Annotated in this window: 13 protein-coding genes; 12 read left to right on the top strand and 1 reads right to left on the bottom strand. The window is 42.2% G+C overall.

Translation table 11 applies throughout. From position 1 onward, the window contains the following. The first annotated feature begins 172 nt into the window (after positions 1-172). The 4 genes from ACH11B_RS03165 to ACH11B_RS03150 all read left to right on the top strand — a co-directional run bounded on the left by ACH11B_RS03165 (position 173) and on the right by ACH11B_RS03150 (position 5054). Positions 173-1003, top strand: a complete 831-nt coding sequence (locus ACH11B_RS03165; RefSeq protein WP_041387056.1) for a ThuA domain-containing protein — start codon at positions 173-175, stop codon at positions 1001-1003. Between the two features lie 49 nt (positions 1004-1052). Continuing rightward, positions 1053-2468 carry a Gfo/Idh/MocA family protein gene (locus ACH11B_RS03160; protein ID WP_130858091.1) on the top strand — a complete coding sequence of 472 codons (1416 nt, stop codon included), beginning with the start codon at positions 1053-1055 and terminating at the stop codon, positions 2466-2468. A gap of 342 nt (positions 2469-2810) precedes the next feature. Further along, on the top strand, positions 2811-4193 hold the full coding sequence (locus ACH11B_RS03155) for a putative oxidoreductase C-terminal domain-containing protein (protein WP_130858090.1): 1383 nt from the start codon (positions 2811-2813) through the stop codon (positions 4191-4193). 9 nt (positions 4194-4202) lie between these two features. After that, a complete protein-coding gene (locus ACH11B_RS03150) occupies positions 4203-5054 on the top strand; it encodes a sugar phosphate isomerase/epimerase (RefSeq protein WP_130858089.1) in 852 nt (283 codons plus the stop codon). Between the two features lie 199 nt (positions 5055-5253). Here ACH11B_RS03150 and ACH11B_RS03145 read toward each other — a convergent pair whose 3' ends face one another. Beyond that, positions 5254-6126: an AraC family transcriptional regulator gene (locus ACH11B_RS03145; RefSeq protein ID WP_130858088.1), complete on the bottom strand. Its 873-nt coding sequence runs from the start codon at positions 6124-6126 to the stop codon at positions 5254-5256. Between the two features lie 227 nt (positions 6127-6353). On the opposite strand from ACH11B_RS03145, the gene fucP reads away from it, so the two are divergent. From fucP to ACH11B_RS03105, 8 genes are all read left to right on the top strand, one after another. Further along, positions 6354-7604, top strand: a complete 1251-nt coding sequence (gene fucP / locus ACH11B_RS03140; protein ID WP_130858087.1) for an L-fucose:H+ symporter permease — start codon at positions 6354-6356, stop codon at positions 7602-7604. Between the two features lie 159 nt (positions 7605-7763). Continuing rightward, positions 7764-8093 carry an L-rhamnose mutarotase gene (locus tag ACH11B_RS03135; protein WP_130858086.1) on the top strand — a complete coding sequence of 110 codons (330 nt, stop codon included), beginning with the start codon at positions 7764-7766 and terminating at the stop codon, positions 8091-8093. An 81-nt stretch (positions 8094-8174) separates the two neighbouring features. Further along, positions 8175-9833 (top strand): UxaA family hydrolase, encoded by a 1659-nt coding sequence (locus ACH11B_RS03130; RefSeq protein WP_130858085.1) that lies wholly within the window; start codon positions 8175-8177, stop codon positions 9831-9833. 70 nt (positions 9834-9903) lie between these two features. Next, positions 9904-10668, top strand: a complete 765-nt coding sequence (locus ACH11B_RS03125) for an SDR family NAD(P)-dependent oxidoreductase (protein ID WP_130858146.1) — start codon at positions 9904-9906, stop codon at positions 10666-10668. Between the two features lie 98 nt (positions 10669-10766). Further along, positions 10767-11624, top strand: coding sequence for a fumarylacetoacetate hydrolase family protein (locus ACH11B_RS03120; protein WP_130858084.1), 858 nt, complete (start codon positions 10767-10769; stop codon positions 11622-11624). Next, complete coding sequence (locus ACH11B_RS03115; protein WP_130858083.1) at positions 11611-12444, top strand: amidohydrolase; 834 nt, start codon at positions 11611-11613, stop codon at positions 12442-12444. The genes ACH11B_RS03120 and ACH11B_RS03115 overlap by 14 nt, the downstream gene beginning before the upstream one ends. 90 nt (positions 12445-12534) lie before the next feature. Next, positions 12535-13326 (top strand): SDR family oxidoreductase, encoded by a 792-nt coding sequence (locus ACH11B_RS03110; RefSeq protein ID WP_130858082.1) that lies wholly within the window; start codon positions 12535-12537, stop codon positions 13324-13326. 452 nt (positions 13327-13778) lie between these two features. Next, positions 13779-16955 carry a TonB-dependent receptor gene (locus ACH11B_RS03105; protein ID WP_130858081.1) on the top strand — a complete coding sequence of 1059 codons (3177 nt, stop codon included), beginning with the start codon at positions 13779-13781 and terminating at the stop codon, positions 16953-16955. Positions 16956-16960 lie beyond the last annotated feature (5 nt).

Raw genomic sequence — 16960 nt, 5'->3', positions numbered from 1 at the left:
TTTTTTACGACATCGTTATCGTTAATTTTTAATGACATCCGTGGTGTAAAACCGTTCGGCTATACTTAATATTGTGGATCATGGAGGATGTTCATGGCTATCTTCGTCTAGCCTCGTGTTAAGCCAAACATAGACTATCAAAAATGAAACCAATGTAAATTGTACTATATTTATGAAAAGGCTAATAAGTATTCATTTGTTCCTCTTCTTGTGTTTACCAACATTCTTGAAAGCGATGCAGACCATCGTTTGGAAGGATGTAAAAGTGCTGGTTTATACCAAAAACGGTAAGGGCTTTGTTCACGACAATATCGAAAACTCCAAAAAAGCCCTACAGGAGATAGCAGCCTCTACAGGCTTCAAGGTTGATTTTAGCGAGAATCCGGCAGATTTTACGGATGAGAGATTAAAACAGTATGATGTATTAATCTTCTCTAACACAAATAATGACGTTTTCGATAACGACAAGCAACGGCTTGCCTTGATGCGCTACATTCAGGCGGGTGGTGCTTTTGTCGGCATTCATTCTGCATCTGGAACCGAGCGTAACTGGCCCTGGTTTAAACGCTTGCTAGGTGGGACTTTCGACTGGCACGAACCCGGACAAGCCTTTGATGTACTGCTTATCCAGCAGGATCACCCTTCTGTATCGCATTTGCCTGTTAGATGGAAGCGAGCAAAAGATGAATGTTATTATTTAAAGGAAATGGAGGTGAATCTGCAAGTGATTGCGGTTAATGACCTCAACACAATAGATAAAGTGCGCGAACGAAGACCTATCACCTTCGGTAATAAGTTTCCATCCGTTTGGTGTCATGAATTTGACGGTGGACGGGCTTGGTATACGTCATTAGGACATCAGAAGGAAGATTATGATGATGCTGCCTTTCGGAAGCATATTTTGGGAGGCATCCAATGGGCTATAGGCGAACAAAGGGAGCGAGACTACAGTAAAGCTAAGGCTCAACGTGTTGAAAGAGCGATTAACCAGCTTGCTAAGTGATGGAAAGATGAAAAAGCCAATCGAATTATAGAACTAAATATGATAAGATATGAACAAAAACCAATTAAACCGTCGTTCATTCATTAAAAAATCGGCGAAAGGTTCTGCTGTATTACTTGCAGCAACGGCGTTTCCAACAATTGTACCAGCTTCTGTTTTTGGAAAAAATGCGCCTAGTAATCGCATTCATATAGGCCAAATAGGCTTTGGTAGAATAGGTATGACGCATGATCTGCCGGAAGTAATGAAACATGATTATGTACATGTAGTGGCTGTTGCTGATTTTGATAGCAATCGACTGAAGCAAGGTAAAGCCTGGATAGAAAAGAAGCATACGGACAAATTTGGAAAATCTATTGATGTAAAGACCTATGATGATTACAAAGACTTAATTGCTGCAAAGGATATAGATGCTGTTGTCATTAGTACTCCCGATCACTGGCATGCACAACCGGCTATGGAAGCCGCGCTGGCAGGTAAACATATTTATTTACAGAAGCCAACGGCTTTAACCATTGCCGAAGGTAGAACCATGGCCGATGCGGTGAAAAAATCAGGGGTAGTCTTTCAACTTGGAACGCAACAACGGTCCATGAACCCTTGGCCTCAATTTAAACGGACCTGCGAATTAGTTAGAAATGGCCGTATCGGTGAACTTAAGCGAATCCAAATCGGATTGCCCATCGATCCTGCCGGAGGCAACACAGCGCAAATGCCGGTTCCCCCAAATTTAGATTATGACAAGTGGTTGGGATCGACTCCTTATGTATATTATACCAAAGATCGCGTCCATTCTCAAACGGAAATTGACGGCGAACGGCCGGGCTGGTTGCGCTGCGAGCAGTTCTGTGCCGGCATGATTACCGGTTGGGGCGTTCATCACTTCGATATAGCACATTGGGGCATGGACCAGGAACTCGGAGGTCCACTTGAAGTTGAGGGAAAGGCGGAGTTTCCGACAAGTGGTCTGTGGGACGTACATGGTAAATATGAGATTCATGCGCTTTATCCCAATAAGGTGCAAGTGGAAGTGCGTGATACTTTTCCGAATGGGGTTCGTTTCGAAGGGACGGATGGGTGGATTTTCGTTTCCCGTGGAAACGTTGGTGTTACCGCCACCGATCCTACCGCTTCCGCCAGCGGTGAAGAAAATAAAGCTTTCTACGCAAGTGACAAAAAAATATTAACTTCGAAAATAGGACCTAATGAGATACATCTTTATGAAAGTCCTGAACAACATACCAATTGGCTCGAATGCATTAAAAATGGTAAAGAGACAATTAGCCCGGTAGAGGTGGCGCAACGTGTTGGCTCGGCTTGTATCGTGGCACACACAGCCATGAAACTGGGCAAGAAGTTAACCTGGGATAATAAAACAGAACGTTTTATTGGTGACGAAAAGGCGAATGCAACCTTCGCTAGACCGCAGCGTTTTCCTTATGGAACTAATTATGTGAAAGGGTGAATAAATTCAGAAGTAAAAATTCAAAATTAAAAATTCAAAAGCCTGCCTCCCGGAGGGATGGTAAAAATGCCGAAGGGCTCATTGATACCTTAAAAAACTAACAAAGCATCAATAACCCCGAAGGGCTCATTGATACCTTAAAAAACTAACAAAGCATCAATAACCCCGAAGGGCTCATTGATACCTTAAAAAACTAACAAAGCATCAATAACCCCGAAGGGCTCATTGATACCTTAAAAAACTAACAAAGCATCAATAATTCAAAAGCAAAAAGCGCGACGCTTTAAAAGGAAAAACAAATACTTGCTAAAATAGGAAATTCAAATGTTTAAAAACAAATTTATGAAGGCTGCGGGACTGCTGCTACTGGGTGGAGCAATGGTTGCCTGTAATAACCAGTCGAGTAAAGAAAAACAAGAGAGCGATGCGAATGCCATCCGCTTAATTACACTGGATCCCGGACATTTCCATGCCGCCCTGGTGCAAAAGTCTATGTATCCGAATGTTGACAGTGTGGTGCATGTATACGCACCGGAAGATGGTAAAGATCTAAAAGCGCACTTAGCTCTAATTGAGAGTTATAATACGCGAATGGAAGATCCAACTCATTGGAAAGAGGAAGTTTATACCGGTACGGACTATCTTCAAAAAATGATAGCAGATAAAAAAGGTAATGTAGTAGTGCTCGCCGGAAATAACCAAAAGAAAATAGATTACATTACCCAATCTATTGACGCCGGATTGAACGTGCTGGCCGATAAACCGATGGCCATCGATGTAGCAGGTTTTGAGAAACTGGAAAAAGCTTTTGCCTCAGCTAAAGAGAAGAAGGTCTTGCTTTATGATATTATGACCGAACGCTTTGAGATTACAGCTACCCTGCAAAAAGAGTTCTCTCAAATTTCAGCGCTATTTGGCGAATTGCAAAGGGGTACGCTTGACGAACCGGCCATAACCAAAGAAAGTGTGCATCATTTTTTCAAGAATGTATCGGGTAAGCCCCTCATCCGCCCTACATGGTTCTTTGATGTGAATCAACAGGGAGAGGGTATTGTGGACGTGACTACGCATTTGGTCGATTTAGTTCAATGGGAAGGATTTCCGGAACAGGTAATTGATTATAAAAAAGATATTAAGCTGTTAAATGCTAAACGTTGGCCAACCTGGTTAGGTGCCGCACAATTCAAGAAAGCAACGCAAGAAGAGTTTCCCGATATGCTGAAAGGTAACATGAATGAGAAAGGCGAGTTGGGGGTTTTTGCTAACGGCGAAATTAACTATACGATTAAGAATGTGCATGCAAAAGTGGTGGTGAAATGGAATTTTGAAGCTCCTGAAGGTACCGGCGATACCCACTATTCTATTATGCGTGGATCAAAAGCGAACTTGATCATTAAGCAAGGTAAGGAAGAAAATTATAAGCCCGTTCTCTATCTGGAAGCAGTAGGGGAAGAGCAAGCGGACTTCGAGAAAATTGTACAGGAAGCGGTTGCGCAAATTGCTAAGCAATACACCGGTGTAGCTGCTGAAAAATTGAAAGCAGGTTATTATAAGATTAATATACCGGAAGTGTTAAAGACTAATCACGAGGAGCATTTTGGGCAAGTGACCAGTAACTACCTAAGTTATTTGAAAGAAGGTAAACTGCCCGACTGGGAAGTGCCTAATATGATCGCCAAATATTATGTAACCACAAAGGCCTTGGAATTGGCCAAGAAGAAATAAATCTAGATAATGAACCCGAGAAGAAATTTTTTAAAGAAAAGTATAATAGGAGCAGTAAGTGCAACACTTGTAGACGGCGTATATAATAGTGTCGAAGCTAAACCACTTGGAGGAGCGCATGCGAAAGACGAACCTTTCAAACTTGGAATTGCAGGTTATAGTTTCGTTAATTTTAACTTAGATCAATCGCTGGAGATGATGAAGAAAGTAGATGTACACTATTTGTGCATCAAGGATTTTCATTTACCATATAATAGTACAGCCGAGCAAATAGCGACTTTTCATGCGAAACTGAAAAGCTTTGATGTTACCGGTTACGCGGTAGGACCTATTTATATGAAAACCAGAGAAGAGATTGATAAAGGTTTTGATTATGCTAAACGGGTTGGTGTAAACTTAATTATCGGTATCCCTAATCATGAAGATCTGGCGTATGTCGCCGAAAAAACAAAGGAATATGACATTCGCTATGCCATTCACAATCATGGACCGGAAGATAAGCTTTACCCAAATGCATCGGTAATTTATGATTTGATAAAGAATTTGGATCCACGATTGGGCATCTGCTTTGATATGGGACACAACAAACGGGACGGTCGCGATTCGGTAGCGGACCTGCAAAAATACAGCAAGCGCATTTTTGATATGCATTTAAAAAATGTCACCGCAGCAACAAAGGACGGTAAAACCTGCGAGCTGGGGCGTGGGGTGATTGATATCCCCGCTTATGTGAAAATGTTACGAAAAGTAAACTACACAGGCTCTTGTAGCTTGGAGTATGAAAAAGATATGAAAGATCCATTAGCTGGTATAGCCGAATCCGTTGGTTATTTCCGGGGTGCCTGTGATGGAACACGTTAAGGTGAGCTCGTAGTTAAGTAGGAGAGTCGTTAAGTAGTTAAGTAGTTGAGTCGTTAAGTAGGGTTTTATTAGTGTTGAATTATGAATGATGAGCGATGAATGGCTTTAATTAGTTTGTAGTTAAGTAGGAGAGTAGTTAAGTAGTAGCAGCAGCACAAGCCTATAGCCGACCGCTTACAGCTTACTGCCTACAGCAAAACTAAGCTTTCTCCAAAAAAGCCTTTTGATAAGCCAAAGGGCTTTTTTCTGTTATCTGTTTAAAGTATTTGTGAAAACTTGCGAAGTTGTTGAATCCACTTTCGTAACATAATTGTTTGACACTCATTTTATTCTCAATCAGTAATTTACAGGCATGGCCAACGCGGATTTCCAAGAGAAAGCGAGAATAGGTTTTACCTGTTTTTGCTTTAAAATACCTACAAAAAGAGTTAGAACTAATGCCGGCGATAGCTGATATATCTTCTAAGCTAATCTTTTGACGAAAGTTAGCTAAGGTGTAGTCAAATATGCTGTTGATTCTTTTTTTCTCTTCATCTTGCAAGTTTGGATGAAAGCCAATGGATGAAATCAACCGATAAGAGGAATCGGAAGCAATTGCATGTAGGGCCTCCATTAATAAAATAATCCGTCGGGTTCCTTCCGAATGAAGCATTTGTTCTAACAAGGTACTTACTTTCTGTTTAGCTTGCCCTGTTACCTGAATGCCCCTTCGTGCCTTTTCGAGCAACTGCTTAATGGCTATGTTTTCGGGAAGTTCCAAAAAGTCGCGACCCCAGAAGTGTTCATTGAAATGAGCGACTCGAACATCGGCCCGATCCTCATTTTGCTCATCAAAATAGTGATCGTCAAATCGCCAATAGTGGGGTAGCTGAGATCCAACCAAAACGATATCCCCTGAATGAAAGTGATTGATTTGATCTCCAATAAACTGTGTTCCTTTTCCTCGGTAAAAATGAATGAGTTCTACCTCCGCATGATAATGCCATCTATTATTAATATAGGGAACAAAGTCCTGGCGGACGCTGAAAGATTGCGTAGGTGCCGTACTTAGCTTGAGTAATTGAGGTTTCATTATTTTACATATTAGGTGATTAACGTCAACTGCTTAATGCGAAACAATATCCAATCTATTCAGTTGTATGGTCAGCTAATCAGGCAAATATAAAACAAATATGCTAAAATAGCTTAATGATTGGCTAAAATGAGCAAGGGATTTAAAAAGTGAAATTCCTTAATTTGTAGTTGGCTTTACCAATAAGGATAAATTATTTTGATTAAAACTGAACCTAATATTATTTTATGTCGAAAAAAGGTGTGCTGATACCCATCATTTTAGTTACTTCATTGTTCTTTCTATGGGCCCTGCTTCATAACTTAAATCCCATATTAATTCCACACTTGAGAAAGGCCTTTGCCTTAGACGATCTACAGTCTTCATTGATCGACACATCTGCTTACATAAGCTATTTCGTAGTAGCTATTCCGGCGGGTTTATATATGCAACGGTTCGGTTATAAAAAGGGAGTTTTACTTGGATTGATTCTTTACGCGATAGGAGCACTCCTGGTTATTCCTGCGGCCTCTGAAAGGAACTATATCTTTTTTCTGTCGGCTATTTTCGTCATTGCAGCAGGGGCAACCTTTCTGGAAACGGTGGCTAACCCGTATATAGCCGTACTAGGTGATAAGGAAACCGCCACACAACGGCTAAATTTTGCTCAATCGTTTAATGGTTTGGGCGCCGTGGTAGCACCTATTTTAGGTGGTAGATTCATTCTTTCAGGGATCGAACATAGTCCCGAAAAATTAGCCGCTATGAGCCCCGAGTCGTTGAATTCGTATTTACAGTCGGAAGCCGATACGGTGAAAGTACCCTATCTTGTTATCGCCGGTATTGTAGTCGCCCTTTTACTCTTATTCGTTGTCACCAAGCTTCCGGAAAGTCAAGAGGAGGAATCGGATGGTACGCACACTGTTGGGACGAATTTTTCATTGAAGATATTTAAGCATAAGCATTTTTTATGGGCAGTTGTCAGCCAATTTTTCTACGTGGGTGCACAAGTGGGCGTCGGTAGTTTTTTTATACGCTATGCTAATCATGTGACCGATATGGGAGAAAAAAATGCGGCCTATTTGTTTGGATCAGTAGCGATGGTTGGTTTCATGTTAGGTCGCTTCAGCGGCACTTTCTTAATGCGTTATATTAAACCGGCTAGTTTATTGGCGGCTTATGGTTTGTTATGCACTTTGCTATTGTTGGTGGCCGTGTTTAGTTCAGGCACCGTGGCTTTGTATGCACTTGTTGCCGTTCCTTTTTTTATGTCCATTATGTATCCAACCATCTTTTCACTCGGTATACAAAATCTTACAAGTGAAGAAACAAAGATTGCTTCTTCCTTTTTGGTGATGTCAATCATTGGTGGGGCTGTTGTTCCTTTGTTGATGGGGCTCGTCTCCGTTGCGGCAAACAGTATACAAATTGCTTATCTGGTTCCGTTAATATGTTTTTTGGTTGTCTTTTACTATGGATGGAAAGGGTATAGGATCTAGGTAGTTCAATAGCAGTTAAATGGTTGAGTAGGGAAGTAGTTAAATAGTGATGAGTGATGAGTGAGGAATGATGAGCGTTGAATGAGTGAATGGGCCTTTTTACCATCCCTCCGGGAGGCAGGCTTTTGAATTTTTACTTTTGAATTTTGACTTTGCAAAATGAAAACATACGCATTGGCACTTGATCTCAAAGAAGATGATCATCTAATAAAAGAATATGAGCAGCATCATCGGGCTATTTGGCCTGAGATCAGGGAGTCGATTTTAACAGCGGGAGTCATCGATATGCGCATATACCGATTGGCTAACCGTTTGTTTATGATCATGGAGGTTACGGATGATTTTAGCTTTGATAAAAAAGCGGAGATGGACGCAAACAATCCGAAAGTACAGGAATGGGAAGCTTTAATGTGGAAATACCAACAACCGTTGCCACAAGCAAAAGAAGGTGAAAAGTGGTTGTTGATGGAGGAAATTTTTAAATTATAAGGCTTTATGCTATAGGCATATTGGCAAAAATAAATCGAAACAAAAAGCTGATCGCCCAAGGCTGACAGCTGATCACTGGAAATGACAACAATACGAAAATATTTGCAAATACATCCATCGGATAATGTACTGGTGGCGTTGCAGGACCTGCCTGCCGGTGAATCAATTCACTTTAATGGTGATAGTTTCGTGCTACCTGGCGCGGTAGCTGCAAAGCATAAATTCACGATAGAGGAGATGGCACCGGAGCAGGAAATACATATGTACGGCGTTCTGGTAGGAAAAACGAATAGAGCAATCGGCAAAGGAGAGGCAATTACCACCGAAAACATTTATCACGCAGCAAACGATTTTAAACTAGGGAAACGAAAACTAGACTGGCATAAACCGGATGTTTCCCGCTTTTCAAACCGTAGCTTTCTTGGCTATCATCGTAGCAACGGAACAGTTGGAACAGGAAATTATTGGTTGGTTATCCCCTTAGTTTTCTGTGAAAATCGGAACGTATTGGTAATGAAGGAAGCTTTTGAGGAAAAGCTTGGCTTTAAAAAAGCCAAAAGTTATGAACCGGAAGTAGAGCAATTGATCTCGCTCTATAAGACCGGTGCCTCCATCGAGCAGTTATTGTCGGTGGATCTGCGGGATGTAAAGGAATCGCACCGGCATCACAAGCTTTTTCCGAATGTAGATGGCATTAAATTTTTAAATCATGATATGGGTTGTGGTGGAACGCGCATGGATTCAGATGCTTTGTGCGGTCTGCTAGCAGGTTATATAACGCATCCTAATGTAGCAGGTGCCACCGTCCTAAGCTTAGGCTGCCAACATGCGCAGGCGAGTATTTTGAGAGCCGAGATTGCAAAACGTGATCCACATTTTGATAGACCCTTATATGTTTTTGAGCAACAGAAAATCGGATCTGAAAGTGTGCTGCTTCAGGAGGCCTTGAAGCATACTTTCACGGGTCTGATTCAAGCTAATCAACAAGAAAGAAGGCCGGCAGGTTTAGATAAGCTGTGTATCGGTTTAGAGTGCGGTGGATCCGACGGGTTTTCCGGTATTTCAGCGAATCCTGCGCTTGGTTATCTATCCGATATGCTGGTAACCTTAGGCGGATCTGTTATACTTTCCGAATTTCCGGAGCTTTGCGGAGTAGAGCAGGAGCTTAGCGATCGCTGTAAAGACGAGGAAACAGCCCTTCGGTTCATGGAATTGATGAAAACTTACAATGCGAAGGCAGAGCAAGATGGCAGTGGTTTTTATGCCAATCCTTCACCTGGAAATATTCGTGATGGTCTGATAACCGATGCGATTAAATCCGCAGGCGCAGCAAAAAAAGGAGGAACTTCGCCGGTGCAAGCGGTGATCGATTATCCGGAATTAGCCAACACACCTGGATTGAACCTTTTGTGTACGCCGGGAAACGACGTAGAGAGTACCACGGCCGAGGTGGCAGCAGGGGCGAATGTTGTACTGTTCACGACGGGTTTAGGTACACCTACGGGCAATCCAATTGCGCCCGTCGTTAAGTTGTCGACCAATACAAAGACCTTCGAAAAGATGCCAGACATTATCGATATTAACTGCGGCACGATCATCGAAGGTACAGAAACCATCGAGCAGGCTGCCGAACGAATTTTGGATTTTGTAATAGAGGTGGCCAGTGGGAAACAAGTGCCTAAAGCGGTGAAATTAGGGCAAGACGATTTTATCCCTTGGAGACGGGGGGTGTCTTTATAAGGTGTAAGGTGAGAGGTATAAAGGGGCTGAAAGCTGAATGCTGAAGGCCGATAGCTAAAAATAAAATATGATGTTTGATTTAACTGGAAAAAAAGCGATTATTACAGGAGGGGGAAGTGGTATCGGAAGAGCAATCAGCTTGTTGTTTGGAAAGCAGGGGGCTGAAGTGCATATATTAGAACTTAATGAGTCAGCGGCTTCGGCTGTTAGAGACGAGATTAAGGAAGCCGGTGGGAAGGCTTTCTCTCACGCTGTGAATGTGAGCGATCAAAGCGAAATGCTAGCGGTTGTGCAGGGAATCGGAGCGGTGGATATTTTGGTGAATAATGCCGGTATTGCTCATGTCGGCAATTTAGAAAACTGTAAAGTGGAAGATTTCGAACGTGTTTACAGTGTGAATGTCAAAGGAGCTTATAATGCTTTGTTTAGTGTTATCCCCTTGATGAAAGAGCGAAAAAAGGGTGCCATTCTGAATTTGGCATCAATTGCCTCACAGGTTGGTATTACTGATCGATTTGCCTATTCCATGAGCAAAGGTGCTATTGCTGCGATGACATTGTCGGTTGCTCGTGATTATATTGATTATGGGATACGCTGTAATAGTATTTCGCCGGCAAGAGTACATACACCTTTTGTGGACGGCTTTATTGCTAAAAATTATCCGGGCAAAGAAGAAGAAATGTTTGCTAAATTAGCCGCTAGCCAGCCCATTGGACGGATGGCTAAACCGGAGGAAATAGCCTCGTTAGCACTTTATCTATGTTCTGACGAAGCTGATTTCATTACGGGCAATGACTATCCAATTGATGGAGGCTTTATTAAGTTGAATAATTAACAGCTTTCTGCTTTCAGAAGTCAGCTTTCGGCCAATTGAAAACGAATTAAAGCTGAAGGCCGATGCCTGATAGCTAAAAGCTAAAAGCTAATAATAATATGAAACTAATCCGTTACGGTGAGCCTAGCCGTGAAAAAATAGGTGTACAGATAGAAGAAAAAAATTACGATGTATCCGCTTTCGGCGGTGATTTTAACGAGCAGTTCTTCCAAGAAAATGGATTGGCTCGCTTAGAAGAGTTTATAAAGGCAAATAAGGAAACCTTAGTGGAGGTCCCCGAAGGAACGCGACTGGGCAGCCCGATTGCCAGGCCATCAAAAATTGTCTGTATTGGTTTGAACTATCGCGATCATGCAGAAGAAACCAATGCGAAGATTCCTGCCGAACCCATCATATTTATGAAATCGACCACTTCAATGGTTGGACCAAATGATGCGATCGTTATACCGAAAGGTTCTACTAAAACGGACTGGGAGGTCGAATTTGGTATTGTCATTGGAAAGAAAGCGAGTTACGTAGAAGAGACAGCAGCCATGGATTATGTTGCTGGTTATGTATTACATAATGATGTCTCTGAAAGAGAATATCAATTAGAGCGCGGCGGAACATGGGATAAGGGAAAAGGATGCGATACCTTTGCTCCTATAGGTCCTTTTTTGGCGACCCAAGATGAGATAAGCGATATAAATAATGTCCGTTTATGGCTCAGTGTTAATGGTAAAGTTGTTCAAGATGGCAATACTAAGAATCTAATTTTTAAAGTACCATTCATTGTTTCGTATATTAGCCAGTTTATGACCTTATTGCCTGGAGATGTTATCTCTACAGGAACACCGGCAGGAGTGGGTCTCGGATTTAATCCACCCGTATACTTAAAGCCTGGGGATATAGTGGAGTTGGGAGCTGAAGGTCTAGGCACCTCTAAACAAGTAGTAAAAGCTTATGAAGCGCATTGATTCGCATCAACATTTTTGGAATTATAATGCTGTGAAAGATGCTTGGATAACAGACGACATGGCCGCTATCCAGCATGACTTTTTACCTACGGATTTGGAGGGCCTTTTGCAAGCCAATGAAGTCGATGCTTGCGTAGCTGTACAAGCTGATCAGTCTGAACAGGAGACTAACTTTTTGCTGAATCTGGCAAAACAATTCTCGTTCATTAAAGGCGTAGTGGGCTGGGTCGATTTGAAAACTGCACATATCGAAGAGCGTTTGGCTCATTATAGTCTGTTTCCCAAATTGAAAGGATTCAGGCATATTTTGCAAGGAGAGCCCGACCCTCACTTTATGTTGAGTCCATCCTTTATCCGAGGTGTGGCAGCATTGCACAAATTTGGATTTAGTTATGATATATTGGTTAAACCTAAGCAATTACCTGCTGTCATTAAGTTCCTTACGCATTTCGATAGTGAACAACGCTTTGTAATCGATCACTTAGCTAAGCCTTACATCGCTGCTAAAAAGACAGAACCTTGGGCAACCGAGATGGCCCTATTAGCGCGTCATAACAACTTATATTGCAAGCTGTCGGGCATGGTGACCGAAGCGAATTGGAAGCACTGGAAGATGGATGATTTTTCATTTTATATCAATCATCTCTTGGATACGTTTGGCCCTTCCAGACTTATGTTCGGTTCCGATTGGCCGGTTTGCCTGGTGGCGGCCCAATATGAACAGGTTGTAAGTTTGTTAGATAAGCATCTCGGATCGCTAACATTAGCGGAGCAAGAAGCGATATGGTATAAAAACGCAGAGGAATTTTACAGACTTTAATTAGCTGTCGGCTATCGGATATCAGCCATCAGCTAATTTCGCTGAGCAGAAAGCTGAAAACCGAAAGCTGATAGCTCAAAGCTACAACAAATGGATTTAAAACTTAAAGATAAAATCATCATTGTAACAGGGGGAGCGAAAGGTATTGGCCGAAGTATAGCGGTGACCTTAGCAAAGGAAGGGGCTGTACCGGTTATTATTGGTAGAAAAAAGCCCGACAATGATACCGTTGTGGATGAAATTATTGCGCAGGGTGGACGGGCTTTCGGTGTGGAAGCCGAATTAACCCAAGCAGAGGCCTGTAAGAATGCTGTGGAGCAGACCTTAAGGAAGTTCGGTAGAATTGATGGGCTGGTAAACAATGCCGGACTGAACGATGGAGTCAGTTTAGAGAGTGGAAATTACGAGTTGTTTTTGAAAGGACTTCATAATAGTTTAGTACATTATTATCTTATGGCGCATTATGCGCTACCTTCACTCAAAGAGCATAAAGGGGTGATTCTGAACATTAGCTCAAAAACGGCCGAAACCGGACAGGGAGGAACATCCGCCTATGCAGCTTCCAATGGAGCAAGGAATGCACTGACGCGGGAATGGGCTGTCGAACTATTGCCTTATCATATTCGAGTCAACGCCATCGTCGTAGCAGAATGTGCCACACCTCAATATGATAGCTGGATACAAACCTTAGACAATCCAGAGGAAACGCTTAGACAAATAACAAGCAGAATCCCACTGGAAAATCGAATGACTACGTCTGAAGAAATTGCAGCCATGGCCGTGTTTTTATTATCGCCCCAGTCTTCCCATACAACGGGGCAATTAATCCATGTAGACGGCGGTTATGTGCATCTCGATCGCGCCGTAGGCGCCGGAATTTAAAGATCGCTTTTACTGAAATAGGAAATGAGGAAATTGGTAATTGGGGAGTGGTTAACCGCTCCCTTTACTATTTTATTACTTCTCTGCTATTTATTCTATTTGAGACAAATAGACGAATCATTGATACAATTTGTAGAACAATAAATTTGCTTGCTTAACCGATTAAGCTTAATATTGTATCATTATAAGCCAAATATTTTTCTTCTTACTAATCTCCTTGATACGGTCACAGAAGCAGTTTGCTTAAACGTTTAAAGAGAGACTTGCTAATAAAATTACGATAAACAGAATTAGAAACGGGGATATTTAAAACACATTTGTTTAATCGATTAAGCTAATGAAAAACTTATGAAACAATCATTCAATTCAGGTTAAGCTCCTATCGAAAGTTTGAGCTTGCGCCCGATAGGAGCGAATAACGAACCAATTAGAAAACTTAACTCATTATGCTAATGAATTTTTTACAACGACTCGCAGCATGGCGCTGTAGAGGAGAGACTCTTTTGCCTATACCTTTTATACGAGCGTTATGTGTAGGCACATTGCTCATTTACCTGATCGGTGCACAAACTTTCGAAGCGCATGCCCGTCAGCAAACCCGAAAAATCATTGGTCGTGTACTAGATGAAGCGGGGGAACGGTTGGCCGGTGTTAGTGTGTCCGTAAAGGGCATCGCCGCCAGCACGCAAACCGATTCCTTGGGACGTTTTGAAATGGATGTGCCCATTAACACAACGCATTTGCTATTTACATATGTCGGAAAAGAGGTTTTAGAATTAACGTTGACGAGTGTTCGTGAGTATACGGTTACCTTAAGCGATGATGCGCAAGCACTCGAAGAGGTGGTTGTTTCAACTGGTTACATGACCCAAAAGAAAGCGGATTTAACAGGAGCTGTCAGCTTGATAAAAAGAGCAGATTTTACGAAAACACCCAGCGCCAATGTGATGCGATCCCTCCAAGGTAAAATTCCGGGCGTCCGGATCACAACCGATGGTAACCCGGCCGAAAACGTAGGTATCCAGGTTCGCGGAGTTACTTCCTTCAATTCTGCGCCGGCGTTGATCGTACTTGATGGACAACCGGTAAATATCAATCTTCGGGATATCAATCCTAATGATATTGAATCGATTCAGATCTTGAAAGACGCGTCATCCGCTTCTATTTATGGTGCGCGTGCAGCTGGGGGTGTTATTCTGGTAAACACAAGGAAAGGACAAAAAGGAGGTACACAGATCACCTATGAAGGTTATGTCGGAACATCTAAGATTACCGGTGTACCAAAAATGCTCGATGCCGTTGGTTATGGGCGTGGCCTATGGCAAGCTACTGTTAATGATGGGGATGATCCGTCTACTGCGATACGGATTTATGATTACGATTGGAACTATGATAACAATGGTGTCCCGGTACTAAACAGTGTAACACCAATTCCGTGGTTAAATGCGGCTCAAACAATGCCTTCATCAAACACAAATTGGTTTAAGGAAGGGACGAGGGAGGGGATTCAAACCAATCACCAGTTGACAATAACGGGGGGAGGTGAAAAATCGACTAGCCTCTTTTCTTTGAATTATTATAACAACGAAGGTACACAGCTTACTTCATATTTTAAACGTTTGGCAGGACGCTTTAATAACGAATACCAATTACTCAACGGACGAGTGACGATCGGCGAAAATTTAACGCTTACCCATCTGCGTTTTCGGGATGTCAGCCGAACTTACGAATTTTTAGTTATGCCTCCGAACATTCCGGTGTACGATAACAACGGAGCTTGGGGTGGTGTAGCTATGCCGTTAGGCATGGATGACTTTAATAACCCAATCCGTGACCTAATGCTTAATAAAGATAACATTGGAAATTTTATGAAGGTTTTGGGAACTGCCTATGCTAATGTGAAAATATTAGATAACCTGAACTTTAAAACACAATATGGTGTCGATTACAGTATGTGGTATGATCGAAATATCCAGCGGAAGTGGGAAGAGGCAGGGGGCAAAAGCAGCAGTTTAAATGGGGTTAGACAAAACAACTGGCACGATATCGGTCAAACCTGGACCAATACCTTAGTCTATAACTTGGAGTTGAATAACAATCGCTTCGATATCTTAGGAGGTATTGAAACCTATAAATTTACCAATGAAAGTGTAAATGTATATCGCGAAGGGATTCTGCTGGAAGACCGAGCTTATGCCTATCTATCTACTGCTACGGGAGAAAGAAGGGACCTCGCGGGAGGGGGAAACGAACGGCGTATTTTGTCCTTCTTTGGAAAAATCAACTATGCTTATAAATCCAAATATCTGCTGTCGGCCACTTTTAGACGTGATGGCGCCTCCGTTTTTGGAGAGAATAATCGATATGGTAACTTCCCGGCTTTTTCAGCGGGATGGAGATTAAAAGATGAAGCATTTTTGAAACAAGCTGATTTTTTATCAGATTTGAAACTCCGCGCCAGCTGGGGTAAAAATGGTAACTCACAACCTGTTTTAACGGGGAGATTCACCGATATTTATGTTCCGGATGTGAATGGCACCTCCTATGCAATAGGCGGGAATCCCTCAGGTAATATTCCATCTGGTTACAGAAGGAGTAGTTTGGGGAATCCTGACCTCAAATGGGAAACAACAACGCAGACCAATATAGGGGTCGACTATGCGTTTCTTGATAATCGCTTATCGGGGTCCTTTGATTGGTTTACCAAAAAGACCACGGATATGCTTTTTGAACCGCCTTACATTGCAGCCTTGGGAGAAGGAGGTTACCGGTGGGTGAATGGAGCCAATATGACCAACAAAGGTTTCGAATTTTTGCTCAGCTGGGGGGAATCAAGAAATGACTTTTCATACACGATCACAGGGAATTTTTCGGCCTATAAAAATGAAGTGCACGATGTACCAGCAAATGTTCGCTTTGCTTATGGTGGAAATGGCTTAACGGATGATATTATTGGTCGGCCGTTAAACTCGTTATACGGATTGGTAGCCGATGGTATTTTCAAAACCCAGGAAGAAGTTGATAATGCGCCACAACAGCAAGGAAAAGGGGTCGGTAGGATTCGCTATAAGGATCTCGATGGTGACGGCGTGATTAACGAAATTTATGATCGTACATGGATTGCGATTACCGATCCTGATTTAATGGCAGGCTTAAATTTCGAGGCGCGTTACAAAAATTTCGATATAACCTTTTTCCTTCAAGGCGTATTTGGGAATGATGTTCGTAATACGTGGAAAGAACTAAGCGATTTCTGGAATATCGGAGTTCAGAATGACCGGAATCATCCCAGTCGCATACTAGACGCGTGGACACCTCATAACCCGGACTCAGACATCCCTGCTTTATCTAGGCGTGATGCAAATGGAGAAAAAAGGTTATCAACCTACTTTATTGAAAACGGATCTTATATCAAGTTGCGAACATTAGATATCGGCTATACATTCCCTCAAAAGTGGATGGATTCTTGGCACTTAAGCAGACTTCGACTTTACGTATCAGGTCAAAACTTGTTTACGCTGAAGAAAACTTGGGGAGATGACCGGTTTACAGGGGGAGATCCCGAAAATCCGGGTTTTGGTTACCCAATGCCAAGAACATTATTTGTAGGAGTTAATGTGACATTCTAATCTTA

This window comes from Olivibacter sp. EAT-5 (assembly GCF_044784325.1).
In the GTDB taxonomy this organism is placed as follows: domain Bacteria; phylum Bacteroidota; class Bacteroidia; order Sphingobacteriales; family Sphingobacteriaceae; genus Olivibacter; species Olivibacter oleidegradans.
Note: the sequence above shows the minus strand (reverse complement) of the source record. Positions and strands in the feature narration are given on the sequence as shown.